Consider the following 26,874-nt stretch of genomic DNA (forward strand, 5'->3'; position numbering starts at 1 on the left):
ACGTCACCGCCGTCGTGGTAGCCCACGACGGCGGGACCTATCTCCCCAGGACATTGGCGGCACTGTCGAACCAGACGCGTTCGGCAGATGCCGCCATTGGCGTTGATACGGGATCCACGGACTATTCAGCGCAACTGCTCCGCGATGCGTTTGGCGACGCCAATGTGGTGGAACACCACCAGGCCAAGCCAGGCTTCGGGGCCGCGGTCCAGTCCGGCCTGCAGCAGCTGGCGCCGGCAGGGACGCGCGGCGGTTCGGACGTGGTGGAGTGGATCTGGCTCCTGCATGACGATGCCGCTCCGGCGCCCGATGCGCTGGCCGAGTTGCTGCTCGCGGTGGAACGCACCACGTCAGTAACCATTGCCGGGTGCAAGCAGCTCGACTGGAATGACGAGCGCCGCCTGGTGGATGTTGGACTTTCCACGAGCCGCTGGGCTGAACGGTTGACCCTGATCGATGCCGATGAAGTAGACCAGGGCCAATACGATCCGCGGTCCGATACCCTCGCGGTGAACTCTGCGGGCATGCTCATCCGGCGCGATGTCTGGGAACACCTGGGTGGTTTCGATCCGGCGCTCCCCGGCAGCGGTGACGATGTGGATCTCTGTTGGCGCAACTGGCTGGCCGGAAACCGTGTGGTGGTGGTCCCCAGTGCGCGGATGTTCCATGTGGAGAACAGGCCGAACGCCCTGGGCACGTCCTCTGCGGCACGCAAGGCCCAGATCCATATGCGGCTCAAGCACACGCCGTGGTGGAACGTGCCATTCCAGGCCGCGGGCGCGCTGTTTGGCTCGCTGGTCCGCTTGGTTCTCAGCATCCTGCTCAAGGAGCCCGGCTACGGCTTCACGCAATTCACGGCCACCGTTGCCGCCCTCGCCCGCCCGAGGGCCGTTGCACGCGGACGCCGTTCAGCGGCCAGGACCCGTTGCAGGCAACGGTCCCTTGTCCGCGGGCTGCAAAAGTCGTCACGCGAGGTGCGTGCCCACAGGAGGTCGCTCCTTGAAGCCATCCGTCCGGGAGATGACCGCCAGGAGGCCACGGACCTGCTGGCTGCCGAGCCCAGTGGTGACGCCGTTGACGACTTTGCGGCTTTGGCCACCAATGAACGTGGCTGGGTGGGGACCGGTGCCGTCGCGGCAGCGTTGACTGCCTTGGCGGCGGCCTTGATTGGCCTGTTGGGACTGCTGCGTACCGGTGTTGTTGCCGGTGGCGGCCTTTTGCCCCTGTCCGAATCGCTCGGAGACATGTGGGGCAACGCCTCGGGTTGGTGGATTTCCCTTGGCGCCGGGCTGCCGGGGCATGGGGACCCGTTCGGCTACGTGCTGTGGTTGGTCTCGCTCTTTGGTTGGGGCGACGGCAACTCGGCCGTCGCCTGGCTCCTCATCCTGGCCATGCCTTTGTCCGGCGCAGGTGCCTGGTTTGCCGTGGGCGCCCTCACCGGCCGCCGCAGGTTCCGGACGGTTGCAGCCCTCGCCTGGGGTGGCGCGCCGGCGCTGTTGATTGCCATCAACGAGGGCAGGTTGGGCGCCTTGCTGGCCCACATAGTGATGCCACTCCTTCTGTTGGCGCTTCTTCGTGCAACAGGGACAGCCATCGGGGGCAGTGCCACCCGTGCGCCGTTCACCCGCAGGCCGGTGCCGGTCCGCGGGAAGCCGGGCACCAACGGGACCCCTTCCTGGACCGCCGCGGCCGCCGCCGGGCTCGCCATGGCTGTTGTGACCGCTTCGGCTCCATCGCTCCTGGTTCCCATCGCCGTGGCAATCGTGCTTGCCGCCGTCGTGCTGGGATCCCGTGGAAAAACGCTCTGGTGGGCGTTGCTGCCCAGCCTGGTGCTCTTTGTTCCCTACGCCGTCTCCGCGTTGGACCGCCCGCGGTCCCTGCTTGCCGACCCCGGCCTGCCGCTGGACTTCGAGGCTGCTCCGTTGTGGCAGCAGATCCTGGGCCAGCCGGTGGCGTTCAAGCTCGACGGCGGCCTCACCGGTCTTGCGCTGTTTGGTCCGGGCGCCGCGCCCTGGGCCCTGTTGTTGGCCCTTCTGGTCAGCGTTCCAACACTCCTGCTCGCCGCAGCGGCCCTTTTCCTGCCGGGAAGGCGTGCGGCCCTGGCCCGCGTCTTCTGGTTGGTCGCGTTGGCTACCTTGGCCAGCAGTTGGTTGGTGGGACACGTGGCAACCGGTGTCAACAACACCGTGCTGGTGGGTCCGTTCACCGGACCGGCCGTGTCCGCTGCCGGCATGCTTCTCCTGGCTGCGGCGATGATCGGCGCTGACCGGACCTTCTCCGCGCCGCGCTCAGCGCCGGATCCAACGCGCTGGAAATTGCCTTTGCGGGGCCTTGCTTCTGCTGTGACGGTGGCTTTGCTGGTGGCCGGTCCGCTGGCAGCGATGACCGCGTGGGCAGCCCAGAACGTCCTTCAGCCTTCTTCCGAAACCGGCGCGACACCCCCGGGGGCCAAGACAGATGGCTCTCTTGGCGCGAGCCGGCTTGTTCGGCCAGTGACCAGCGATACCTTGCCGGCCACCGCCGTCGACCGCGGTACCGGACCCGAGCAGACGCGCACGCTTGTCATCACCAGCGGCGAACAGGGCTCGTTCACCTCATCCCTCATGCGCGGTTCCGGAACCACCATGGACAGCCTGTCCACGATTGCCTCGGCACGGACCATCATGGGTGCGCCCGGCCGGGAGGAAATTGTCACAGACGATGCCGCCACCGCTTCAGTGCGACGCGCAGTGGCCACCATTGTGGCAAGCACCGGCGTTGATCCCCGGGCGGACCTGGAACAGTTGGGCGCAGGTTTTGTGGTCCTCAAAGCCGCGGACAGTGCTGCCCAACTGACGGCCAGTCGTATCGACGCCGTTCCGGGCCTGGTGGCCGTGGGACAGACGGATGCCGGATGGTTGTGGAGGGTGACTCCGCGCAGCTCCGGCGGCTCAAGTACCCCGGACACCATGAACCGGGTCCGGATCGTCGACGCCAACGGGGCAGTGGTTGGTGCCTTGCCGTCGGCCCATGTCGCCGCGGATGCTGAGGTGCCCGCAGGCAACGACGGCAGGAAAGTGGTTCTCGCCGAGCGCTCCGACCAAGGGTGGAATGCCTGGCTTGACGGACGTGCCTTGAAATCAACGACGTCCGGATGGGCGCAGGCCTTTGAGCTTCCCGCCAGCGGTGGAACTCTGGAAATCCGCTACACCGCGCCGTGGGCGGTCTGGTTCGGGATCCTCCAGGCAATGGTCTTCGGCCTGACTGTGCTGCTTGCCGTCCCGGTCCCCGCCCGCCGTTCGCGTACCGGCATGTCGAGGGACGAAGTTTCCCTCCGTAAGGAGTACAGCAGTGTCTGACGACCAGAAAAACGGCGTCGAAGAAACCACGGATTCCGGCCAGCCAAAGACGGAGTCCGCCAAAGCCGGGAAGCAGCCCAAGGTGCGCGCTGGAAGCCGGCGGAGTTCAAACAAGGGGATCGTCACCGGCGTGCTCTCCGCCGTCGTCATCCTTGCCGCCGGGGGCGGAGCGGTGGCCGCCTCAGGCATGGTTCCCGGGCCGTCCGGCGGGAGTACCCTCGAAGCGCGCCAGGCAGACGTCCCTGCCGGGCGCTCCCTGGGAGTTTGCCCCGAGCCGGCGCGGCTGGTCACGGGCACCGAGGTGGGAACAGACGCGCAGTTCAGCCCCGTTTCCACCACCGCCACCAGCGCACTCAACGCGCTGGTCCTCAGCAATCCAGCCGGCACGGTCCCCGGAAGCAGCATCGCTGCGTTGGGCGGCAAGAGCGTGGCCGAAATCGCCAAGGCCCCCACGAGCACACTTTCTCCTACCCCGGGTCCACCCGTGCTGGCCGCGGCCGCGGCGTCAATCAGCCCGGTGGATTCACCAACCGTGGTGGGAGCCGACCCCATCGGCAACGAAAAGGCCTCGCTCTCGGCGAACCTCAGCTACTCCGCCACGGACGGCGACCTTCGCGGGCTGGCGGCCGCGCAATGCCAGCAACCCGGCAACGATGCGTGGCTTTTGGGCTCAAACACGGCCTTGGGCCGCACGGCCGTCCTGAACCTCAGCAATGCCTCCGAAACCCCTGCCACCGTCAACCTGGACTTGTTCGGCCACCAAGGACAAATCCAGGCGCCCGGCGCACGGGGGCTCCTGATTGCCCCGGGGACAACCCGCTCGGTTAACCTCGCTGGCCTTGCGCCGAACGAGTCCGAGCTGGCGGTCCACCTGCGGAGCGCCGGTGGCCCCGTGGCAGGAACCATCCAGCAGAGCGTCCTGCGTGGGCTGGTTCCCGGTGGCATCGATTTCCTGTCACCCGGTTCTGCGCCGTCAAATCTTCAGGTGATGACCGGCGTCGATATCCAGGACGCCGCGGCCCTGAAGACGCTGGGCGCCAAGTCCGGTTTCAGCGACGCCGTACCTGCCTTGCAAATTGCCGTTCCGGGGTCGGCTGATGCCGTAGTCCAAGTGAAGCTTTACGGCGCCAACGGCGAGCGGCAGCTTCCCAACGGGGGAGTGGTCACCGTCAAGGGTGGCACCGTTGCCAGCCTGGACCTCGATGGCGTTCCCGCCGGAAGCTATACAGTGACGGCGAGTTCCGATGTTTCGTTTGTCGCTTCCACGCGGATCGCCCGCGGAGCCAAAGCCGAGTCGCCCACCGACTTTGCCTGGTCGCCGTCGTCCGCGCGGCTGGGCAGCCAGCACCTGGTTGCTGTTCCCCGCTCCGGCCAGCGCTTCTTCAGCTTTGGCGTACCGGACGGCCGGGCAACCGTCAGTTACGCACCCATCACAGCTGACGGGAAAGTGGGCAAGTCGGTGGACATCGATATCTCCGGCGGAACCACGTCCCTCATTGAGCTCCCCGCTACCTCAGGTGACGCGGCGGTGGCAGGCTTCGTGGTGTCCGCATCAGGGGACCCCGTCTACGGGGCGATGCTGCTTGGCACCAAGGACCGCGCCGACGTTTCGGTGCTCGCCATCCAGGACGCCGCTGCGGGCCTGGAGAAAGTTCCGGTGTCGGTGGGCTACTGAGCCGACCCGTTGCCCAGTATCGGCTTACTGATATCGACGCCGGTACACGGGGTCCAGCGTCTCCGGCGGAACCCCGAGCATCTCGGCGGTATATTCCACCACGACGTCATGGACCAGGTCCTGCAGTTCTTCCCTGGTTCCGGCAGTCTGTTCCACGACGCGCCGGTACACCGTGATCATGGGCGCCTCCCCGCGGCCACCGGGTGCATAGGTACCCATGGGGGCCGGGGTTCCGGAGGCCACCAGTTCTTCGAGGTTCGGCGGTATCTCATCCACGGCGAAGAGCACGCCGTCCAGTTGCTGTCCCCACATGTCCTGGAGCCTCTCCGCCGAATCGAGCACCATGTCATCGAAACGCTCGGACCGGGACCGGAAACCAGGGAGGTTGGGGAGCAGGATTTCCCCGCGCAGTCCACGTCCATGGCGGTTCCGGCGGCGCCTCCGGAAACCCTTCGCCTCCTGGGCGGCGTGGCCCGGCTGCCCGTCGGCTGTGGCGTCTGTCCACCGGATGGAGAAGCCAGGAACATGTGGCTGTGACTGCATATATCGACTGTAGTCCCGGGAATCCGCCAGCGCGACATCATGGGCGGCACCGCGCCGGCCAGTGACCTGCGGGGCAGAATCCGTGCGGCCACACGCGGTCAATGCACCGTCAAGGGGCCAACTGCGGCTAATCTGGGATGTTGTGGGTGCTATTCGCCAGTGTTCCAGATCCGCTTGCCGCCAGTCCGCGGTAGCTACTTTGACGTACGTGTACGCCGAGTCCACGGCCGTGCTGGGTCCCCTGGCCACGTACGCCGAACCCCACGCCTATGATCTGTGCGCACAGCACGCCGAGACGCTGACCGTTCCCCGCGGCTGGGAAGTCCTGCGTCTGGCCATGCCCACCTCGCCTCCCGAGCCTGGGCCCGATGATCTCCTGGCGCTTGCCAATGCCGTACGCGAGGCTGCCTCGAACGTGAACTCCGCTCCGGAGACGCCCGCCCGCCAGCACCGCCAGCCCGTTGAGCCGCCCGCCGCGGTTGAGGGAACACGCCGCGGGCACTTGCGGGTTCTCCGCGAGCCTTCCTGACCGGACCCAAAACGTCCCGGGCTCCGTAGGGCGTCCCCCGGCGCGGTAGGCTGGAGGCTGCAGATAAGTCCGCCAGCGGCGCCATGCACGGCGCCACCCAGGGAGCATCATCCATGCCAAAGGTCAGTCCTGAATTGTTGTCCATCCTGCGTTGCCCGGTGACAGGTTCACCGCTGGTCCAGGAGGGCGAGGAACTCGTGTCGACTGAGGCTGCTGCCAATGGGGAAAAGGTCCGCTACGCAATCGAGGACGGCATCCCGCTCCTTCTGCCCCCGGAACTTCTTGCGGCCGCAAACGCCGACGCCTGACAGCGCCCCAGACACCCACGCACACGGTACACCTAAGGACACCCATGACTTTCGACTACAAAATGGCTGACATTTCGCTCGCCGAGGCCGGTCGCCACCAGATCCGCCTGGCCGAGCATGAAATGCCGGGCCTCATGTCCCTTCGTGCCGAATTCGGCGCATCGCAGCCCCTCAAGGGTGCCCGCATCGCGGGTTCGCTGCACATGACGGTCCAGACCGCCGTGCTCATCGAAACCCTCACGGCCCTCGGTGCCGAGGTCCGCTGGGCTTCGTGCAACATTTTCTCCACCCAGGACGAGGCAGCGGCCGCCGTCGTGGTTGGCAAGGGTACGCCCGAGGACCCGCAGGGCGTCCCCGTTTTCGCCTGGAAGGGCGAAACCCTGGAGGAATACTGGTGGACCGCAGAGCAGATCCTGACCTGGCCTGGTGCGGACAGCAACCCGGAGCTGGGCCCCAACATGATTCTCGACGACGGCGGTGACGCGACGCTGCTGCTTCACAAGGGCGTCGAGTTCGAGGCTGCCGGCGCCGTTCCGGCGGCCACCGAAGCCGATCCTGAGGAATACGCGCTCATCCTCGACCTCCTCCGCCGCACGTTGGCTGAAGACCCCAAGAAGTGGACGCGTATCGCCGCGCGCATCGAGGGCGTCACCGAGGAGACCACCACAGGCGTCCACCGCCTGTACCAGTTGGCAGAGCAGGGCAAGCTCCTCTTCCCGGCCATCAATGTCAACGACTCCGTCACCAAGAGCAAGTTCGACAACAAGTACGGCATCCGCCACTCCCTGCCTGACGGCATCAACCGCGCCACCGATGTGCTCATGGGCGGCAAGGTCGCCGTCGTTTGTGGTTATGGCGACGTCGGCAAGGGTGCGGCGGAAGCGCTGCGGGGACAGGGTTCCCGCGTTGTGGTCACCGAGATCGACCCCATCTGTGCACTTCAGGCAGCCATGGACGGCTACCAGGTTGCCAGGCTGGAATCCGTACTGGCCCAGGGTGACATCTTCATCACCACCACGGGCAACAAGGACGTCATCCTGGCCGAACACATGGTGGCCATGAAGAACAAGGCGATCGTGGGCAACATCGGCCACTTCGACAACGAGATCGACATTGCCGGACTCGCCAAGGTTGCTGGCGTCAAGAAGGTCGAAATCAAGCCGCAGGTCCACGAGTGGGTCTTCGACTCGGGCTCGGACAGCGAGCGTTCCATTATCGTCCTGTCCGAAGGGCGGCTCCTGAACCTGGGCAACGCCACGGGACACCCGTCGTTCGTGATGAGCAACTCGTTCGCCAACCAGACGATCGCGCAGATCGAACTCTGGACCAAGAGGGACCAGCCCGAAGGTGAGCGCGAATACGAGAAGCAGGTCTACGTCCTGCCCAAGATCCTGGACGAGAAGGTGGCACGCCTGCACCTCGACGCCCTGGGCGTCGAGCTCACCGAACTGAGCAAGGAACAGGCTGAGTACCTGGACCTGGATGTTGCCGGTCCGTACAAGCCGGAGCACTACCGCTACTAAAGCCATCCACAGTTTGAGGTCCCGAAGGCCGGACACGCACCAGCGTGGCCGGCCTTTCGGCTAAAATTGGGTGTTCAGTATTGCTTGCCGGGGGACAGGAAGACAGGGCCATGACGGAAGTCGCCAAACGAAAAACAGGCAAGATCCTTGCCATTGTTGGGATCTGCGCGGCCATTGCCGCAGGCGGGATCGGAGTCGCGACGGCTCCGGGCTTGCTGGCCGGATCTTCCCAGAGTGATGCCGGAAATGCCCCGGCCACGCCAACGCCGGAAGCCAAACCGGTGGAATTGGGTGTCACGCCGCTGGACGGCGCGATTGAGTGGAACCCGGTGGTTGGGCCCCAAGTGAAGGCCGTCAACGGCAAGATCAAGGACGTTGTCCTGGCGCCGGTTGGCGGAGGCACGCCTGTCCCGGGCAAGACGAGCCCCGATGGTAGTACGTGGACCACCCTGGAAGTCCTGAAGTTCAAGACCCAGTACAGCTACTCCTTTACCGTGGTGGATACCGCCGGCAAGGAAACCAAGAAGACCCAGACTTTCACCACAGTTTCGGCGGCGTATGAGGCCGATGCTTCGATCTACCCGAGGAACGGTTCCGTCGCAGGGTCCGGCCAGCCCATCGAGATCAACTTCAGCGAGCCCGTGGTGGACAAAGCCGCCATGGAGAAGCGGGTGGCCATCACGGTTTCCTCCGGGCAGCCTGTGGCGTGGCACTGGTACTCGGACAAAAAGGTCCGCATCCGCCCCGAGGCCTTCTGGGCGTCCGGAACCACTGTCACCGTGGACATGAAGCTGCTGGGCGTCGACTTCGGCAACAAGATGATCGGCAACGGCAACATCACGTCCACGTTCACCACAGGCCCCCAGCGCATTGCGGTGGTGGATGACACCACCAAGACCATGAACGTGTACATCAACGGCCAATTGGAGCACACAGCCCCGGTGTCCCTCGGCGGGGAAGACTGGCTCTCGCCCACCGGCTACGCGGTGATCATGGAGCAGGAACGCCACTCGAACTTCAACGCCGGTACCATCGGGTTGAAGCCGGGCGACAAGGGATATTACCCGCCCCTGGTAGTGGAGTACGCCAACCGCCTGACCTGGTCCGGCGTGTACGTGCACCAGGCGCTTGAGGCTGCCTGGGGCGCCATTGGCAGGGTCAATGTTTCCCACGGCTGCGTCGGTTTGCTCCCCGAAGACGCCGCATGGTTCTTCAACAACATGAAGACCGGCGACGTTGTGCAGATCCTCAACACCGGCGCCCCGCCGGTTGAACCGCTTGAAGGCTTCGGGGACTGGAACATCCCGTGGGCAAGCTACGCCCAACGGTAGGGCTAGCGGTCAGCGTTCCGTAAAGGGAAGCTTTCGCAGTCTTTCGCCGACGGCAACATTGCGTTGCTCAGCTTGCCTCAGTCGCATGAACTCGCGATTGCGACGCTCGCCCAGGACCGCCCCGATATAGTCCGCGGGGTTGGTCCCGGGCGGCGGGGGAGGCGCGACATATCGCGACAACTCGGAGGCCAAGGCGATGGCCATGTTTGTCCGCGAGCCGGGGGCCATCCGGTACGCGTGCTGGACGAAGGTACCCGCCCGGCGAGCCGTGGCGTCCGGTACGCGGCCGATGTCCGCCATAGCCACCCAGCCCTGGAGGTACGGCGGAGCCGAGGCGAGAATGTGCGGCTCGGCAGGCACGCGCAGACGCAGCGAGTACGTACCGGCGACAATGTCGCCCAGGCGCTTGGACTTGTCGTTGAACAGGGCCACGCCGATCGCCAGTCCGCCGAAGGTCAGGTAGATCTCAAGGAACCCGAGCAGCCCCCGGATCACCGCGTGCCTGAACCGGATGGCGCCGCCGTCATCACGGACAATCCTCAATCCTGCGGCGAGCTTGCCCAGCGAGCGTCCACGGGTGAGGGTCTCGACGGTCACGGGAACTATGACGAAAGTAAAGACCACCGCGGCCAGGATCATGGCCCGCATCGCTGCCTGATCCACATCTCCGGCGGCAGATCCCACCAAGACAACCAGGAGGATCAGCAGGAGGATATGTGCGATAACGTCGATGATCAGCCCCAGCGCCCGCGCCGCGAACGAGGCCGGGCGCAGCTCCAGGACAACAGCCTCGCCTGTGATGATCGAACTCAAGCCGTCCCCCGGTCCATAGTGTGCTGCAAGGCAACCTGCAGTGCTGCGGCGGGCCAACCAGTCCCGCTCCACCGAGTCTAGCGGCGCTTGTGCCGGCATGGGCCGTGCCACGGGCTAGGGTGGTGCCGTGGACATCGATGCCTTCTCAGCCGTCAACCAGAACAAATGGTCGCGGCTGACGTACCTGGCCCAAAAGCGGCGGCTTTCCGGAACTGAAGCCGACGAGTTGCTGCGGCTCTACCAGACCGTGTCCGCCCACTTGTCCCTGATCCGTTCCGTGGCCCCCGAAACGGCATTGTCGTCGTCGTTGTCCGCCGCGCTTGCGCAGGCCCGCACGCGGTTCACCGGGGCGAGGTCCAACTTCATGGAGGACCTGGCCCGCTTCTTCGTGATCTCGCTTCCGGCAGCCTTTTACAGGGTCCGTTGGCTGACGATCTGGTGTGGCGTCTTCTTCGTCCTTGTTGGCGGTGCTTATGCCTTCTGGATCGGCACCTCACCCGAGGCACTGCGCGCCGTCTACGGCAGTGACGCGAGCGTGCGGCAGTACGTCGACGGCGACTTCATCGACTACTACTCCGAGAACCCTGCTGCCTCCTTTGCCGGGGCCGTGTGGACCAACAACGCGTGGATCTCCGCCCAGGCCGTGGCGTTCGGCATCACGGGTTTCTGGGTGCCGATGATCCTCTTCCTCAATGCCCAAGGGGTGGGCGTTGCCGCCGGAGTGTTCGCAGCTTCGGGCAAGCTCGACGTCTTCTTCAGCTACATCCTCCCGCACGGCCTGATGGAACTTACTGCCGTCTTCATCGCCTGCGCCGCCGGACTCAAGATCTTCTGGGCATTGGTCCAGCCGGGTCCACGGACGCGCTTGCAGGCCGTTGCTGACGAGGGCCGCTCGTTGGTGACGGTGGCGCTGGGTCTGGTTCTTGTCCTGTTGGTCTCCGGCGTTGTTGAGGCCTTCGTGACGCCGAGCCCCCTGCCGGTGTGGGCGAAAATCACCATAGGCGCCTTGGTCCTTGCCGGCTATTGGGCCTATACGCTCCTTCTTGGCGGCCGGGCCGCGCGGGCCGGAGAAACCGGCGACCTCGATGCCAACGACGCCGGTTACCGCGGCATTTCGGCGTAGCACCTTACAGTTACGTTTCAATCTGCCTGCAGGCGGGGTGGCTCCTGTCTCGGCGGATGGGCGGACTGTAGGCTCGAATGCAGACAAGAATGCCGGCAGCCCCCAAACGCCGGTGGATGCCTACGGAAGTGAAACCGCTGTGAGCGACAAGAGCCCGAAACCACAAGAACCGGACACGGACGTCCATGACGATCCCGACGAGCCGGCTTTCGACTGGATGAAGCCCAAAGCCTCCGGTGGAACCTCCACTGCCGCCGGGTCTGCGGCTTCCTCCGCTTCGGCAGCGCCCGCGACTCCTGCGGGTGGCCAGTCCTCGACGCCGGCTGCAGGCCAGCCAACGACGCCGGCCGGCGGCCAGTCCTCGACGCCGGCGGGTGGCCAGCCGGAGAGCCGCGCCGACCGGAAGGCGGCCGAGGCTGCCGATGCCGAACCGGAGCCACCGCTGTTCGCTGACACTGTTGCGGGCCGCCCATCGCACTATTCGGAACCGTTGCCGACGTCGGCCCTCCAGGTCCGTCCTCCCGAGGAGGAAGTGGCACGGCGTAACGCCGAGCGCGAGCAAGCCGCGAAGGTCAAACCGATCGGTCCACGGATATTCCAGGTCCTGCTGGCGGTTTTCTACCCCGTGATCCTTTTGGTCCTCGCTGTCCGGGCCGTGACCAGCCCCCTGTTCCTCTGGGTGGAGTACAACCGGCCGGGATTCCCCGGTGACGGTTACGGGTTCAGCACCGACGACCGCATGACCTACGGGTCCTACGCCGTGGACTACCTCAGCAACTGGGCTGGACCGCGTTATCTGGGCGGCTTGGTCAACCAGGACGGCGCCAAGCTGTTCAAGGACTCCGAAGTCTCGCACATGGCCGACGTCAAAGTGGTCATGCTCTCCTCGTTCGGCGCTGGCCTGTTGCTCATCATCCTCAGCATTATCGCCATCATCTATCTCCGGAAGCGCAGCGTTGGCGGCGTACGCCGTGGGCTGTTTGCCGGATCCATCGTGACCCTGGTGATCATCATTGGCCTGGCCGTCCTAGCGGTGCTCAGTTGGCAGCAGTTCTTCACGGAGTTCCACCGGATCTTCTTCGCCAACGGCACTTGGACGTTCTCGCTGGAAGACACCCTGATCCGCCTGTTCCCGGGGCAGTTCTGGTCGGATGCCGGAATCGTGATCGGCGGGCTGGTCTTCCTGGCCGCGACGTTGACGTTTATCTTCACGTGGCCCACCCGCCGGCGGCGGGGAGTGGCAACCAAGCCTTCCGCCGACGATGATTCCGAGCAGCAGGCCGAGCTTTCTTCTGATGACGTTGCTGAAGACGGGGCGGTTCGCCACTAGCCGTTGACGCTGGCCTAAAGCTGCCCGAGCAGGCTCGTCACCCTTCCCAGGAAGAGCTCCCGCAAGGCGGGGTCCGGGGCAACAGAATCGAAGACCACCGCCAGCATCACGGCCGCGTCCAGCCTGAACAACGGCCAAGCGGCGTAGGTTTCGTTGACGACTCCTCCCGCGGCAGCGTAGCCCTCCCGGAAGGCCCTATAGTCCAGCCCTTTCGCGGCAATGGCCGCGTACTCTTCGATGCGTGCGATCTCCAACTCAGGCGCGGCCGGGAGAGCATTGCTCCAGTCGAAAAGGGACAACGGCCTGCCTTGCTGCACACGAACGTTCTGGCGCCTGACATCCAGGTGGACCAGCCCGGGAGGAGCCAGGCTGCTCTCCAACGCGTCAGCCATTCGGCCGACGGGAGGTAACGGCGGCAGCTGGGTACGCTGACCCAACGCCGAGTATCTGTGGCCCAACCGCTCTGCGATCCGTACCCCAATTGGTAGGCCATTCTGGGCGACAAACGCCAGCCCGGGAGGCGGCAGCAGGTGCATCGTCGCGATGACAGCGCCCACAGCCGCGGAGTCGAGTCGGGACCCGTCGTCGTCGAGCACCTCGAGGACAAGGACCGGGTAGCCGTCCTGATCAATGAGGTCCAATGGTTGTGCGCTGGGAACGCCGTTGGTCCTTGCCCACGCCGCCAATGCCATTTCCTGACGTTGAAGGTCGCTTGCGGAAACTCCCGGATTGTTTGCGGTCTTGAAGTATGGAGTCCGTGGAACCCGGTAACCTTCTTGGCGTCCATGGCCGCTTGCGACAAAGAAAAGAAACTCCGTGCCCGAGCCGGCAAGCGTAACTCGACGAAAACCCCTGCGTGCCGCAATCCGCGAGGCGGCATGGGCCGGGCCGATGGTGTTCACTGCGTCAGTACCTGAATCAGGGCCTCGGGGTCCGTTGTGCTTGCGATGATCGTCTTGCCGTTTGTCATCTCGATAGTGATCTCCGGCCCGCCAACGACGTAGCCCCAGGTCCGAGGCCCAAGGTAGCGGAGTCCGTAACCGCTCGGAACGGCCGTCTTGTCGGTGGTCACCGTCGCTATTCCGCGGCGGGGGAGTGCCTGTTTGAAGACATTGCAGAAGGTAATCACGACGTTCTCATGGTCTACCTTGACGGTGACGCTCATGTACGCGGCAAGCAAGCCCATGGCCACCACGAGCGGCACTACAAAGAGGGCCTGAGTCTCATTCCTGAGGACCGCTGCGAGGCACAAGAGCGGCGTGCTACCAGCGACCACCAGCCCGATGATGCGCGGTACCAAGGTAGCTCGGACCCGCGAGTAGTAGAGCGCCCGCTGTGGCCCTGCCACGATTCCATCCACGTATTCCCCCAACCCTTGTCCTGGCAGGGAACGCTACGGCACAAAAGGCCTCTCACGATTGCCCTTCGGCAAATTAGGTGGCGTTTTTGGCGAAAATAGGTGGTTAAAACCGTCAACTAGGGGTTTTGACAATGTCCTCTAGGTGGTGGGGTCTACTTCGCGTAGAGCTTGTCCACCAGCGGCGCGAAATCGGTGACCACGGCCGCCCGCTTCAGTTTCAAAGAGGGCGTGAGGTGGCCCGACTCGATGCTGAGCTCGCCATTGATGAAGTCGAACTTGCGGATCGATTCGGCCGCCGAGACCAGCTTGTTTGCTTCGTCGACGGCGGACTGGACCGCCGTGCGCACGCGGGCGTCAGCAGCGGCTTCCGGGAGCGTCAGGGCTGGGGTCTTGTTCTCGGCGCACCAGTCGGCGAGCCCCTCAGGGTCCAGGGATACGAGGGCTGCGACGAAGGGACGCCCGTCGCCGACCACCACGGCCTGGCCCACCAGCTGGTGTTCGCGGAGCTTCTCCTCCAAGGGAGCGGGGGCCACGTTCTTCCCGCCGGCCGTCACCAGGAGGTCCTTCTTGCGGCCTGTGATGGTGAGGAAGCCGTCCTGGTCCAGTTCACCGAGGTCGCCTGTGCGGAAGAATCCGTCCACGAAGGCCTCTTCAGTGGCGGCGGGATTGGCGTGGTACCCCTTGAAAACTCCAATACCCTTGACCAGCACTTCGCCGTCGGGAGCCACGCGGATGGTGGTGCCGGGCAGTGGAATCCCCACAGTGCCGATGCGGGACATGGTGGGGGTGTTCACGGTGCAGGGGGCGGTAGTTTCAGTCAGCCCGTACCCTTCGAGGACGGGGACGCCCGCGCCATGGAAGAAGTGGTTCTCCCGAACGCTCAAGGGGCTGGCGCCGGAGACCGTGTAACCGACGTCGCCGCCAAAGACCTCGCGGACCTTCGGGTACAGGAGTTTGTTGAACATGGCGTGCTTGAGGCGCAGTAACCATCCGGGTCCCGTTCCCTGCCCACGGGAGGCGAGGTCCGCCGCCGTCGAATATTCAACCGCGGTGGCCGAAGCGGCCGTGAACAGTGCCTGCTTGCCGCTCATTGCCGCCTTGTGGCCGGCTCCGGCGTACACCTTCTCGAAAATGCGGGGGACGGCCAGGAGGAAGGTGGGCTTGAACGCGCCAAGGTCTGCCATGAGGCCATTTGCGCCCGCACTGTGGCCCAGGGTGACGCCTGCCGTCAGGCAGACCACCTGCACGGCACGCGCCAGCACGTGGGCCAGGGGCAGGAACATCAACGTGCGGGCGTTCTGCTGCATGAGGAGCTGCGGAAGGAAAGGGATGACGTTGCGGGCTACCAGTACAAAGTTGCCATGGGTGATCTCGCAGCCTTTGGGCTTGCCCGTGGTCCCGGAGGTGTAGACGATCGACGCGACGTCGGCGAGTGTCGCGGCGCTGCGTTGCCGCTCCAGTTCGGTATCGGTAATACCGCTTCCGACGGCGGCCAGGCTGGTCAGGTGGGGAACCTCGCCTTCGTGCTCCATCCGGATGATCGTCACGGGATCGTCGTCCATGGCTGCTGACTTGTCCACGACGCCACGCACCAGTTGTGCCTTGCCTGCGTCCTCAACGAAGATGCGGCGGGCGCCGGAGTCCACCAGGATCCACTCGACCTGGCTTGGAGAAGATGTCTCGTAGATGGGCACTGTGACTCCGCCGGCCATCCAGATGGCAAAGTCCACTACGGTCCACTCAAAGCTTGAATGGGACAGTACAGCCACGGGATCACCGGGGTTGAGGCCACCCGCGATCAGTCCCTTGGCCAGCGCGGTGACGTCGGCCAGGAAGCTGGAAGCGGTGACGTTCAACCAGCCATTGGCCGTTTTGTGGGCGTACACGATTCCGAAGGGGTCCTTGGAACTCCGTTCCAGAAGGAGGTCCGTCACATTGCTGTTCTCATCGGCCTCGACCAGAAGCTCCGTGCTTGCTTCCCTCACGACCCTCCTCACTTCCTTGCCGTTGCTGCGTACCGCATGGGCCATTCCCCAAACCCGGGTTGACCGCCTACATGGACCAGCCTAGATCCAGGAGGGCATCCACATCCTCATGCGCCAGTCCTGGTAGCTGATTACTTCGGCCGTCAATACCGGGTAGAAGAACGCGGTGGCAATAACGGCGAGCACCAGGACGAGCGCCACGATGTAGAGGCCGGACCTGCGCCGCCAGGGTGGATCAGTACTTCGTCCCAGGACCAAGCCCAGGACATAGGTGAGGGCGAGCACCAGGAACGGTTCGAAAGAGACCGCGTAGAAAATGAACATGGTGCGTTCGGGGTACATGAACCACGGGAGGTAGCCTGCGGCAACGCCGGCCAGGATGGCGCCCGCCCGCCAATCCCTGCGCCCGGCCCACCAGAACAGGAGGATTACCAGGGCGATGGTTCCGCCCCACCACACCACGGGATTCCCCACGGGCAGGATGGCGGAAGAACAGGTCTCCACCACGCAGCCGGCCGTTCCTTGCTTGGGGGACTGGTAATAGAAGGACGTGGGCCGTCCCATGATGAGCCACGTCCATGGGCTCGATTCGTAAGGATGGTCCGAGGACAGGCCTTGATGGAATTTGTAGGCTTCCAGGTGGTAGTGGATCAGGGACCGGACGGAGTTGGGCAACCAGTCCCATCCAGGGGAGGGATTCGTGGCCGCCCACTGGCGGTAGTACGCATCCTTGGAAAGGAACCAACCCGTCCATGTAGCTACGTAGGTCACGCACAACACAGGGATGATGGTGAAGAAGGCGGCGATGCCGTCCTTGATGATGGCGGCGCTTGGCCAGCTTCGGATCCCGGCAATGCGGCGGGCATTCATGTCCCAAAGCACCGTCATCAGGCCGAATGCTGCGACGAAGAACAGCGCAGACCATTTTGTTCCGACGGCCAGGCCCAGACAGATACCCGCCACCAGCCGCCACCAGCGCATGCCCAGCCAGGGACCGGACAGCAGTTGGGCTGCGGAGGGGCGGCCATCGCCCGATGCAGCCGCTTGCGCGGCGAGCCGGGAAGCAAGACGACGGCGGCCGTCGTCGCGGTCCAGGAGCAGCGCACCGAACGCGGCAAACAGCCAGAAAGCCAGGAAGATGTCCAGCAGGGAGGTCCGGGACAACACCAGATGGTGGCCGTCGATAGCTAGAAGGACACCTGCCACCAGGCCCAGTACGTGGGAACGGAAAAGCTTCAGTGCGATGAGCGAGACCAGGAATACCGTAAGTGTCCCGGTCAGTGCAGCACCGAAGCGCCAGCCAAACGGGTTGTCCGAGCCGAACAACCACATGCCGAACGCGATCATCCACTTCCCCACGGGCGGGTGGACCACGTATTCGGGAGTGTTCAGGAGGACGTCGGGGTTGCCGATGTTGAACGAATCATTGGCCTTGGCCGGCCAGCTCCGTTCGTAACCGCTCACCAAGTAGGAGTAGGCATCCTTGACGTAATACGTCTCGTCAAAGACCAGGCTGTGGGGTACGTCCAGCCGGTAGAAGCGAAGGATGCCCCCGAGCGCTGCCGTCAGGGTGGGGATCAGCCAGAACCACAAACGCAACGACGGCGGATAGTCCCGCCAGCTCTGGATGCTGCCGATGAGGCGGGACCGCAGGGCTTCGACGCTGAAGGCTTCGGCCGGACGTTCAACCCAGCGATGGCCCTCAAGTCCACGCCCGTGGTCGGGGCTGCCCGTACTGCGCCGCCGCGGAGGCTGCCAGACAGTCAGTTTACTTAGCGCCCGCTTGCCCGCAGGAGGGGCTGCCGTCTCTTCGGTATCTTCGGGCGAGGACGGCGTCACGGAAGTTCCGGAAGCTGTTGCAGGAACGGGCGGCTGGTTCACCCGCCCATGCTACCTTTCGATGCTTGGCGGAAAGCTGAAATGCCCTCGGGGCGGCGCGGGCATTAGGCTTGGCAGGTGGACGAAGAACGCGGCGTACCGGCCGAAGCCCCCCTGGATGACGACTTTCCCGACGATGCGCTGGAAGCACCGGTGCCCGGAGAGACCTCCGGGATTGGCAGGATTGTCCTGGCCGCCACTCCGATCGGCAACGTCGGCGACGCATCGTCACGTTTGATTGAGCTCCTGGGCACCTCGGACATCATTGCCGCCGAAGACACTCGAAGGTTGCATCGTTTGGTCCACGCCCTGGGTGTTGAGGTCACCGGCCGTGTCATCAGCTACCACGAACACAATGAAGCGGCGAGAACCGGCGACCTGCTGGAACAGGTGCGCGCGGGCAAGAGCATCCTCATGGTCAGTGATGCCGGAATGCCTGCAGTTTCGGACCCCGGCTTCCGTTTGGTGGAGGGTGCGGTAGCGGCAGGGCTGACAGTTACCGCAGTACCCGGACCGTCGGCTGTGCTGACCGCTTTGGCGCTGTCCGGGCTGCCGACGGACCGTTTCTGCTTCGAGGGCTTCCTGCCGCGCAAATCCGGGGAGCGCAATTCCCGGCTTGGGGAGTTGGCAGACGAGCGCCGCACCATGGTGTTCTTCGAAGCCCCGCACCGCCTTGAAGTGATGCTGCGTGCCCTTCACGAACGCTTTGGCCCTGAACGTCGCGGTGCTGTGTGCCGGGAATTAACCAAGACCTATGAAGAGGTCATCCGTGGATCGTTGCGCGAGCTCCTGGAATGGGCGGAAAACAACGAGGTCCGCGGTGAAATTGCGGTGGTGATTGGTGGTGCACCCGAACAGGCGCCAGCCAAGCCCGAGGACCACGTCGCAGCCGTCAACGAGTTGGTTTCCCAAGGTATCCGCCTGAAGGAGGCCGTGGCAGCAGTTGCCGACGACGCCCGCATCAGTAAGCGTGAACTGTACGCGGCGGTGCTCGCAGCGCGCTGACAGTCCCTGTGCAGTTGCACAAATTGGAGGACGCAGGGCAGTGCGCGGAGGCGTAGACACTCCTTCCGGCCGGGCAGTACCGTGGCAGTAATTCAAGCCACTTCTGGCAAGGAACCCTAGTGGTGCAACACTCCAAAGGCACCCAAGACGAAGGAGTCGCCATGACTGTCACGGTTGAACGCGAAAGCGAACTGCTGGCTTCCGTCCCCACTGGCCTGCTGATCAACGGTCAGTGGCGTCCGGCGGGATCCGGAAAGACCTTTGATGTTGAGGACCCGGCCACGGGCAAGGTCCTGCTCAGCATCTCCGACGCCGGTGCTGAAGACGGTGCCGCAGCCCTGGACGCTGCTGCCGCCGCACAGGCCGGCTGGGCGCGCACCGCCCCGCGCGAACGCGGGGAGATCCTGCGCCGCGCCTTCGAATTGGTCACCGAACGGGCCGAGGACTTCGCCCTGCTGATGACCCTGGAAATGGGCAAGCCCCTGGCCGAAGCCCGCGGTGAAGTTACCTACGGTGCTGAGTTCCTGCGCTGGTTCTCCGAGGAAGCCGTCCGCGTTTCCGGCCGCTACTCCGCAGCCCCGGACGGCAAGAACCGCCTGCTCGTGCAGAAGAAGCCCGTTGGCCCCTGCCTGTTGATCACCCCGTGGAACTTCCCGCTGGCCATGGCCACCCGCAAGATCGCTCCTGCTGTCGCCGCTGGTTGCACCATGGTCCTGAAGCCGGCCAACCTGACCCCGCTGACCAGCCTGCTGTTCGCCCAGGTCATGCAGGAAGCCGGTCTTCCCGCCGGCGTGCTGAACGTCATCCAGACCTCCACCGCAGGGGCCGTGACGGGCCCGCTGATCAAGGACGACCGCCTCCGCAAGATCTCCTTCACCGGCTCCACCCCGGTGGGCCAGGCCCTGATCCGCGAAGCCGCGGACAAGGTCCTGCGCACCTCCATGGAACTGGGCGGCAACGCACCGTTCGTCGTGTTCGAAGACGCAGACCTGGACAAGGCCGTGGAAGGCGCCATCGCAGCCAAGATGCGGAACATGGGCGAGGCCTGCACCGCAGCCAACCGCTTCATTGTGCACGAATCCATCGCCGACGCCTTCGCGGAGAAGTTCGCCGCCAAGATCGGTTCCCTCACCACGGCCCGCGGCACCGAGCCCGAATCCAAGGTCGGTCCGCTGATCGACGGCAAGGCCCGCGACGGTGTCCACGCCCTGGTTGCCGACGCCGTCGCAGGTGGCGCCGAGGCAGTGACCGGTGGTGCCGCCGTCGACGGTCCCGGCTACTTCTACCAGCCCACCGTGCTGAAGAACGTCGCCGAGGACGCCCGCATCCTGCAGGAAGAGATCTTTGGACCGGTCGCCCCGATCATCAAGTTCTCCACCGAGGACGACGCGATCCGCCTGGCCAACAACACCGAGTACGGCCTGGTTGCCTACGTCTTCACCAAGGACCTCAACCGTGGCCTGCGCGTCAGCGAACGGCTCGAGACCGGCATGCTCGGCCTCAACGCCGGCGTGATCTCCAACGCGGCGGCCCCGTTCGGTGGCGTCAAGCAGTCGGGCCTGGGCCGCGAAGGCGGTTCCGAGGGCATCGAAGAGTACCTCTACACCCAGTACGTAGGTATCGCGGACCCGTACGCCGACTAGGCCTCACAGGATCCGGTCCACCGCTCTCGCAACAAGAACGGTCGGCAAGAGCAAGGGCCCGGCCTGGAACCACAAGTTCCAGCCCGGGCCCTTTGCTGTGCCCTTGGCAGGCCCTAACGCCGTTGGGGGAGCAGCCCCCGGAGTGCGCGCCATGGCCGCGCCACCGCGCGTCCGGTGTGCCGGGCTCCGGAAGCCACGGCACGGAACGGCGCGCCCAGTGCATGGAACCAGCGGCGCATCAACGACGGCGGCAGCCAGGTTGCGCGGAAGCGGACCCACCAGTTGGAATTGTTCCGCAACGATTCGCGGACGACGGCGATCCTCGGCGCGGCTGCCTTGCCCGGCTCCGACGGGCGGCCGTAGCGTTGCCGCTCGAAGTCCGCGGTCAGGGATGACACGGCGGCGTGCGCGGCGTCGTCGAGGCCTCCCGTGTCACCCAGGATGGAACTGGACCTAAGGCGGGCGGAGAAATGTCTGGGTGTTTCGCTGGGTACGGATGGCACGCCGTAGTCGGCCGAAAGGTCCAGCAGTTCAGCCCAGGCCAAGGCCGCCGAAGGATCCTTGTATCCAGGTGGCCGCCCTTCCTCTGGAGGCGGCCTGCGGTTCAGACGGCGGCGCCGCAGGAGCGTGCGGCTCAGCCACGGAGATCCGAGGAATGCCGCGAGTACCAAGGCAGCGGCCGCAGTGATGCCGATCGCCGGGAGGGGATTGTTTTCCACAGGTCCCGTGGTGGGCGATTCCGCGCCCGGCAGTGGCAGGGGGGTGGGAGCCGGAGTGGCAGCCGTGGTGGGGACGTCCTTCTCATCGGCGTTGGTGCTCAGGTTGCCGGAGACCGAGGACTCACTGGCGTAATCGGGAACAACACCGCGGGAGGGAGTCGGCTCGAAAGGAACCCAGCCCAGGCCCTCGAAGTACAGTTCCGGCCACGCATGGGCATCGCGGGCGTCCACCTCGTATTCGGGGAACGACCCCTGGCCAACCAAGGCCACGGACTCGCCTGTGAGCCGGCCGGGAGCGTAGCCCACGGCGATGCGGCTCGGGATGCCTTCGGCCCGGGCCATGACTGCCATGGCCGAGGAGAAGTGGACACAGTAGCCGGCCTTGACGGAAAGGAAATCGGCCAGCACGGACAAGCCGTTGCCGTCATAACCATTCTGCACGGGTGCCTGGAGCGAATAGGTGAACTCTCCCGAACGCAGGAACTTCTGGATGGCCAAGGCCTTGCCGTAGTTGTTCCCTGCTGACGCAGTCACCTTGTCAGCTGTCTCCCGGATGATTCCGGGAAGGTTGCCCGGGATGCGCAGGAAGTCATCCGAAATGGAACGCGGCGCCGCGTTGGCTTGGGACAAGGCCTGGGCCGTCACCTTGGGAGCGGCGGAAAACACCACGTAGCGCTGGGCCAAGGTGCTCGTCTCGGTGCTCATGATGCTCAATGTGTTGGGGTCCCACGTCCAGCGCCCATTGAGCCCGTTCACGGACGCGGGAGCAAACGGCGCCGGAAGGTAAGGACTTGTGAAGAGGCCTGCGTTGATCGATGTCACGGCGTTCACCACCTCGCCCTGGACGGCATACCCGGTCTCGATCTTGTCCGCTCCGGCGCGCCGCGTGGCGGTGCGGTCGTCCGGAGCCCAGGTTTCGCCGTCGAAGTGGTCGATGGTGACGGACCGCAGGTACAGCGGTGCGCTGGAACTTGTCGCGTAGGTGATGCGGCCCGAGCCTGTAGGGCTGCGGAGGCTGTTGCCCAAGGTGATCATGGGGTTCAGTCCGTTCGAGGTTCCCCAAGGGCTCAGCCGTGATCCTTGTGGGAAGGTCCCCGACTCGAAGCCGGGAATGGCCAGCGGAACCACCAGCGCGAGTCCAAGTGCCAGGACACCGGTAATGAGGGACCGCTTGAACTGGCCGGAACTTCGCGGAGCCCCGGACTGCAGCCTCGAGTCGGGTGCGAACCACTGGCTGCAACCGAGGATGAGCAGGAATCCGATGGTTGCGCCCAAGAAGCCTGGCATCCCGACACTTTGCGGCTTGATGGTGGCCGGAACCACCATCACTGCCAGCAGGCCCACACCGCTTGCCGCCGGCATGGAAAGTGGGACTGCCAGGGCGTCGATAAGGATGACCAGGAGGCCCAGGCACGCGCAGGTGACGAACACGATTCCCGCATTCGGGGCCACCGGGGCACTCTCCGAAACCACGGTTTCGCCGGCACGCTTGATGAGCCGTCCCACCGCCGCGAACGTTCCAGGCGTTGGGATGAAGCCCAGCAGGCTGTCCGCTCGGCAGAAGGTGAAAGCCAGGATGCCGGCAAGGGCCGTGAATGAACCCAGCGTGGACAGGATCGGGGGGAGGCGGAGCGAACGAAGGATGGCCAGCGTCAAGGCAACGGCCACCACGGTGGTGATCAGGGGAAGGAGCCACGCCCAGCCGCGGAAAACACCATTCAGGGACAGAGAAGCGCCCAGGACTCCCACCGAAATGGCACCGGCCATGGCCCAGGGATACAGGCCGGCACCGGGCTTCCGTGGCCGGCCGGAAGGGCTGCCCGTCGGACGGCCCTGCTGGCCTCTTGCTTGTTGCGGACCCGGGACTCCAGGCCGCGATGTCACAGTCATCGGGGCACCGCCGCCCCGCGTCTGACATCCATGGCCGCTCCGGCAGCAGCCACGATCCCGCCCTCATCGAAGCCGGACCAGGCAGCTGCAAGGGGAGTCTTTGCGCTGACGGACAGGGCACGCCACCCTCCCTGCCGCAGGATCTCGAGCACCTCGTCGTTGTTCCGGGCGGGATCCGTGACCACCAAGGCAAAAGCGTTGGCACCATATGCCGCTGCCGGGGCCAACGCCCTCGCCTCTGACACGGTCAGCGAACCAAGGAGGGCCAGCAGCGGACCCCGTAGCCGGTGAGCGGCAAGCTTGTCCATGAGTTTGTCGTCGAAGGCAGCATCCAGTCCCTCCGCCACAGTCTCAGGTGCACCCCGGGGTGGTGGAGCCTGGCGTTCCGATTCCTTCTGCTTGGCGTCAGCCCTGGCGTGCTCGGCCCTGTGATGCCGCGGACCACCCAGTTCAATGGCGGCGAGGCTTTCCGCGATGGCATGGAGTCCACCTGAACCGATGAACTCTTCGTCTCCCGGGTCCGGCGCGGAACGGGAATGGCTGAAGGCCGGGTGTCCGAAGGCATCCAGGACGCGGAGCGAATAATTCCGTTCGGACAGGTGCGCGCTGATGGACATCGCGGCCGTGACCACCCACTCAAAATTGGGCGTGGTGACAAGATCGGAGTCTTCATCGTGGCTCCCGAACACCGTGCCGGTTCCCGAGGCGAACGCCGTGAACCTTTGGTCAAGGACGATCGTGGCCTCAGGCGTGGTCACGGATTCTTCCTGCCGCACCATGAGCTGCCCATGGCGCGCAGTCGCAGGCCAGTGGACCCGGCGCATGGGATCGCCGTGGCGGTATTCGCGCGTCATGATGTCGTCGTCGCTCGGGTTGGCCCGGATGCGGGTGGCGGTGACGCCGTCGTTGCCCCGCGCCCCGGCCAGGCCCGTCGCGGGAAGTTCGACGGCGGCCGGCGTCACGGTGAGGAGGTCGCCGTCGTCGATTGAATGCCGACGCAAGGACAAACCAAAGGGGTCGCTGAACTCTGCGGTGACCGGACCGATCCTGAACTGCCCGCGCTTGCCGGAGCGCAGATGGTACTCGTAGCGGCTGGTACCGCCGGAGGCCGAACGGGCCGGAAAGCGGAACGCGGGCGGCTCGCCGAAGCGGGGCGGCAACTGCTCCTCCATGATGACGTGGCCGGTTGCGAACGAGGTTCGGGCGACTGCCAGACGGACAGTGGTTGCCGTGGCGGTTTCCACCGTGGATGGATTGAACTCCCGGTAAACCTGAAACCGCGGTTTCAGGACACGGACACCAGCCAGGGCAACCAAGGGCAGGAGGATCAGGAACACAGCCAACGTCAGCAAGTCACGGCGGCCCATGATCTGCGCGCAAGCCAGGGAGGCCGCTCCCGCAGCGAGCAGTCCCCAACCGCGGTTGGTGAACAGGTGCTTGGGAAGCCGGTCCACGAGTGCCATGCGCGCTTCTCCTCTGCGGTTGCCGGTTTTATGCGGTCTGCTTGTCCCGGCGCCACGCGCCCGGCGGTTCCTGGGAAACCGGCAGTGAAGCGAGGATGCCCCGGATGATGGTTTGAGGTGTATCGCCGGCGCTGGCGGCCTTGCGGTCGAGGATGATCCGGTGTGCGAGAACGGACTCCGCGACGTCAACAACGTCGTCGGGAAGCACAAAGTCCCGGCCGTCCAGGGCTGCAGTGGCCTTCGCGGCACGCAAAAGCTGGAGCAGGGAACGCGGGCTGGCGCCCAGCCGGAGCCGTGCACTTTCCCGGGTGGCATGGCCGATGGCCACCGTGTATTCCTTGATGGCCGTGGAGACGTAGACCTGCTGGACGGTGGCGATCATTGCGGCGACGTCGTTGGCTGTGACCACCGGAGTGACCTTGGCCAAGGGGGAAACAGCCTGGTGGGTCTCCAGCATTTCGATCTCGGCTTCCTGGTCCGGGTAGCCCATGGAAATCCTGGCCATGAAACGGTCGCGCTGAGCCTCCGGCAGGGGATACGTCCCCTCCATTTCGATGGGGTTCTGCGTGGCAACCACCATGAATGGCAGCCCCAGCTGGTAGGAGTTGCCGTCCACCGTGACTTGGTGTTCCTCCATGCATTCGAGCAGGGCGGACTGGGTCTTGGCGGAGGCGCGGTTGATTTCGTCGCCGATCACGATGTTCGCGAAGACGGCGCCCGGCCGGAACTCGAACTGGCGCGAGGACTGGTTGTAGATGGATACGCCGGTCACGTCGGAGGGGAGGAGGTCCGGGGTGAACTGGATGCGTGACACGGTGCAGTCGACAGTCCGGGCCAACGTCTTGGCCAGCATGGTCTTGCCCACGCCGGGCACATCTTCCAACAGCAGATGCCCCTGGGCCAGGAGCACGGTGAGCGCCAACTTGGCTGCATCCGCCTTCCCGTCGATGACCTTGCTGATGGCAGCCAGGATGCGTTCGCTGGCGTCGTGGAACGGTTCCGGGTCCATGACCTGCGGCTTGTGTCCGTTGAGCACGGCATCCCGGGGCAGGGTGCTGTACGCCTCGCCCTGGAAGGAGGCAGGTTCAACGGTGACGTGTCGCTTGGACTCCATGGATTGCCCTTCAGCCGTGGCCAACGTCCCCCGTTTGGCCTCCTTGTCCGTTCCAGCCTACCTAGACTTTGGGTGTCGCTGACATAGTGGCCAGCGAATTTATGTACCAAGTGGAATTTATGCGGACGGCTTCGGCGGCGCGGGGAGGACCGCGGTCCGGTTAAGGTGGGAACATGTGCAACTCCCTCGCTCCTGCTCCTTATCGCAGCAACGTCGACGCGACAGAGGCCAAAGATTCCCGCAAGGAGTACCCGCCTGCTCCTGAACCGCTTCCCGTTCCCGTGATGGACAACCACACGCACCTCGATTTCCGGCACGGGCTGATCGAAGTGAACGTCGCTGACGCCATGGACTCCGCGGAAGCAGTTGGCGTCCAAGGTGCGGTGCAGGTTGGCTGTGACCTGGAGTCCTCACGATTCACCGTTCAGGCAGTGGAAGCCGACCCGCGCCTGCTGGGGGCAGTGGCAATCCATCCCAACGACGCACCCGCCTACGCTGGACGGGGCGAGTTGGAATCGGCGCTCGCGGAGATCGAGGAGCTGGCCCGGCATCCCCGGGTGCGTGCCATCGGGGAAACCGGACTGGACTTCTTCCGGACCCACGGCGAAGGGCTGACGCACCAGCGGTATTCGTTCCGCAGGCACATCGACATCGCCAAGCGTTTGGGACTCACCCTGCAGATCCATGACCGTGACGCCCACGACGACGTGGTTCAGGTCCTGCGAGAGGAAGGCGCTCCGGAGACTGTGGTGTTCCACTGTTTCTCGGGCGGTGCCGAACTGGCGCGGATCTGCAACGAGAATGGTTGGTACATGTCCTTCGCCGGGACCATGACGTTCAAGAACGCGGACAATCTCAGGGAGGCGCTCGCGATCGCGGATCCTGCCCGGATCCTGGTGGAGACGGACTCACCTTTCCTGACGCCGCATCCATACCGTGGCCGGCCGAATGCCAGCTACATGGTTCCCTACACCGTTCGTTCCATGGCGGATGTGACAGGAAATGACCTGTCCGAGCTGTGCGCGCGGTTGGCTGAAAACACCGTCAATGCCTATGGAACGTGGGCTTGAACGCAGCCTTTCCCGTCCGGCCTGGCTCCGAGGGCTGAATACCCGGTATGCAGATTTCTTGGTCCGTTTATAACAGATCGGTTACTGTGTACAAGAAATAGCCGGGGTCGGGGAAGGCCTCCGGACAGCTGGTCCGGTTGAATCCGGACATTCCAGTTGAATGTTTTGGCGGCACAGATGCCCGCCGCACGTGTGGGACCAAGCGATCTGCCTGGCCCCATCCATTTGCGGCCG

At 64.9% G+C, this 26,874-nt stretch carries 20 protein-coding genes; 11 read left to right on the plus strand and 9 right to left on the minus strand.

Annotation, left to right across the window (positions count from 1 at the left end; genetic code table 11):
- Positions 1-14 precede the first annotated feature (14 nt).
- Positions 15-3,338, plus strand: a complete 3,324-nt coding sequence (locus ACFVSJ_RS01170) for a glycosyltransferase (RefSeq protein WP_387433393.1) — start codon at positions 15-17, stop codon at positions 3,336-3,338.
- 82 nt (positions 3,339-3,420) lie between these two features.
- Positions 3,421-5,013: a DUF5719 family protein gene (locus tag ACFVSJ_RS01175; RefSeq protein ID WP_387434145.1), complete on the plus strand. Its 1,593-nt coding sequence runs from the start codon at positions 3,421-3,423 to the stop codon at positions 5,011-5,013.
- Between the two features lie 24 nt (positions 5,014-5,037).
- Here ACFVSJ_RS01175 and ACFVSJ_RS01180 read toward each other — a convergent pair whose 3' ends face one another.
- A complete protein-coding gene (locus tag ACFVSJ_RS01180) occupies positions 5,038-5,556 on the minus strand; it encodes a metallopeptidase family protein (RefSeq protein ID WP_387433396.1) in 519 nt (172 codons plus the stop codon).
- A 121-nt stretch (positions 5,557-5,677) separates the two neighbouring features.
- Between ACFVSJ_RS01180 and ACFVSJ_RS01185 the strand changes: the two genes are divergently transcribed.
- The 4 genes from ACFVSJ_RS01185 (at position 5,678) to ACFVSJ_RS01200 (ending at position 9,247) form a co-directional block, all read left to right on the plus strand.
- A complete protein-coding gene (locus ACFVSJ_RS01185; RefSeq protein WP_387434147.1) occupies positions 5,678-6,085 on the plus strand; it encodes a DUF3499 domain-containing protein in 408 nt (135 codons plus the stop codon).
- 113 nt (positions 6,086-6,198) lie between these two features.
- Entirely contained in the window at positions 6,199-6,393 is a 195-nt protein-coding gene (locus tag ACFVSJ_RS01190) for a Trm112 family protein (RefSeq protein ID WP_387433398.1), read from the plus strand.
- Between the two features lie 44 nt (positions 6,394-6,437).
- On the plus strand, positions 6,438-7,916 hold the full coding sequence (gene ahcY / locus ACFVSJ_RS01195; protein WP_387433401.1) for an adenosylhomocysteinase: 1,479 nt from the start codon (positions 6,438-6,440) through the stop codon (positions 7,914-7,916).
- 110 nt (positions 7,917-8,026) lie between these two features.
- A complete protein-coding gene (locus ACFVSJ_RS01200; RefSeq protein ID WP_387433403.1) occupies positions 8,027-9,247 on the plus strand; it encodes an Ig-like domain-containing protein in 1,221 nt (406 codons plus the stop codon).
- A 9-nt stretch (positions 9,248-9,256) separates the two neighbouring features.
- Here ACFVSJ_RS01200 and ACFVSJ_RS01205 read toward each other — a convergent pair whose 3' ends face one another.
- Entirely contained in the window at positions 9,257-10,060 is an 804-nt protein-coding gene (locus tag ACFVSJ_RS01205; RefSeq protein WP_387433406.1) for an RDD family protein, read from the minus strand.
- 127 nt (positions 10,061-10,187) lie between these two features.
- Here ACFVSJ_RS01205 and ACFVSJ_RS01210 point away from each other — a divergent pair, with 127 nt between their 5' ends.
- Together ACFVSJ_RS01210 and ACFVSJ_RS01215 are read left to right on the plus strand one after the other, a co-directional pair.
- The gene (locus tag ACFVSJ_RS01210) at positions 10,188-11,183 is read left to right on the plus strand and encodes a stage II sporulation protein M (protein WP_387433408.1); all 996 of its coding nucleotides are present in this window, start codon (positions 10,188-10,190) and stop codon (positions 11,181-11,183) included.
- A gap of 139 nt (positions 11,184-11,322) precedes the next feature.
- Positions 11,323-12,513: a TIGR01906 family membrane protein gene (locus tag ACFVSJ_RS01215; RefSeq protein WP_387433411.1), complete on the plus strand. Its 1,191-nt coding sequence runs from the start codon at positions 11,323-11,325 to the stop codon at positions 12,511-12,513.
- Between the two features lie 14 nt (positions 12,514-12,527).
- Here the strand turns inward: ACFVSJ_RS01215 and ACFVSJ_RS01220 are convergent, their stop codons facing one another.
- From ACFVSJ_RS01220 to ACFVSJ_RS01235, 4 genes are all read right to left on the minus strand, one after another.
- The gene (locus ACFVSJ_RS01220) at positions 12,528-13,415 is read right to left on the minus strand and encodes a phosphotransferase family protein (RefSeq protein ID WP_387433414.1); all 888 of its coding nucleotides are present in this window, start codon (positions 13,413-13,415) and stop codon (positions 12,528-12,530) included.
- Positions 13,412-13,861 carry a hypothetical protein gene (locus tag ACFVSJ_RS01225; RefSeq protein WP_387433416.1) on the minus strand — a complete coding sequence of 150 codons (450 nt, stop codon included), beginning with the start codon at positions 13,859-13,861 and terminating at the stop codon, positions 13,412-13,414. Before ACFVSJ_RS01225 ends, ACFVSJ_RS01220 begins: the two co-directional genes overlap by 4 nt.
- 164 nt (positions 13,862-14,025) lie before the next feature.
- On the minus strand, positions 14,026-15,858 hold the full coding sequence (locus ACFVSJ_RS01230; protein ID WP_387433417.1) for an AMP-dependent synthetase/ligase: 1,833 nt from the start codon (positions 15,856-15,858) through the stop codon (positions 14,026-14,028).
- Positions 15,859-15,939: 81 nt separating this feature from the next.
- Positions 15,940-17,625 carry a dolichyl-phosphate-mannose--protein mannosyltransferase gene (locus tag ACFVSJ_RS01235; RefSeq protein WP_387434149.1) on the minus strand — a complete coding sequence of 562 codons (1,686 nt, stop codon included), beginning with the start codon at positions 17,623-17,625 and terminating at the stop codon, positions 15,940-15,942.
- 285 nt (positions 17,626-17,910) lie between these two features.
- On the opposite strand from ACFVSJ_RS01235, the gene rsmI reads away from it, so the two are divergent.
- Both rsmI and ACFVSJ_RS01245 read left to right on the plus strand, forming a co-directional pair.
- Positions 17,911-18,741 carry a 16S rRNA (cytidine(1402)-2'-O)-methyltransferase gene (gene rsmI, locus ACFVSJ_RS01240; RefSeq protein ID WP_387434152.1) on the plus strand — a complete coding sequence of 277 codons (831 nt, stop codon included), beginning with the start codon at positions 17,911-17,913 and terminating at the stop codon, positions 18,739-18,741.
- Between the two features lie 161 nt (positions 18,742-18,902).
- On the plus strand, positions 18,903-20,384 hold the full coding sequence (locus tag ACFVSJ_RS01245; protein WP_387433420.1) for an NAD-dependent succinate-semialdehyde dehydrogenase: 1,482 nt from the start codon (positions 18,903-18,905) through the stop codon (positions 20,382-20,384).
- Between the two features lie 113 nt (positions 20,385-20,497).
- Here the strand turns inward: ACFVSJ_RS01245 and ACFVSJ_RS01250 are convergent, their stop codons facing one another.
- From ACFVSJ_RS01250 to ACFVSJ_RS01260, 3 genes are read right to left on the minus strand one after another with little or no spacing between them, the layout of a single operon-like run.
- On the minus strand, positions 20,498-22,993 hold the full coding sequence (locus ACFVSJ_RS01250) for a DUF3488 and DUF4129 domain-containing transglutaminase family protein (protein ID WP_387433421.1): 2,496 nt from the start codon (positions 22,991-22,993) through the stop codon (positions 20,498-20,500).
- On the minus strand, positions 22,990-24,456 hold the full coding sequence (locus ACFVSJ_RS01255) for a DUF58 domain-containing protein (RefSeq protein ID WP_387433423.1): 1,467 nt from the start codon (positions 24,454-24,456) through the stop codon (positions 22,990-22,992). Before ACFVSJ_RS01255 ends, ACFVSJ_RS01250 begins: the two co-directional genes overlap by 4 nt.
- 28 nt (positions 24,457-24,484) lie before the next feature.
- On the minus strand, positions 24,485-25,570 hold the full coding sequence (locus ACFVSJ_RS01260; RefSeq protein ID WP_387433425.1) for an AAA family ATPase: 1,086 nt from the start codon (positions 25,568-25,570) through the stop codon (positions 24,485-24,487).
- Positions 25,571-25,743: 173 nt separating this feature from the next.
- Between ACFVSJ_RS01260 and ACFVSJ_RS01265 the strand changes: the two genes are divergently transcribed.
- Positions 25,744-26,640 (plus strand): TatD family hydrolase, encoded by an 897-nt coding sequence (locus ACFVSJ_RS01265; protein ID WP_387433427.1) that lies wholly within the window; start codon positions 25,744-25,746, stop codon positions 26,638-26,640.
- The last annotated feature ends 234 nt before the right edge of the window (positions 26,641-26,874 follow it).

This window comes from Paenarthrobacter sp. NPDC058040 (assembly GCF_042885775.1).
Taxonomy (GTDB): domain Bacteria; phylum Actinomycetota; class Actinomycetes; order Actinomycetales; family Micrococcaceae; genus Arthrobacter.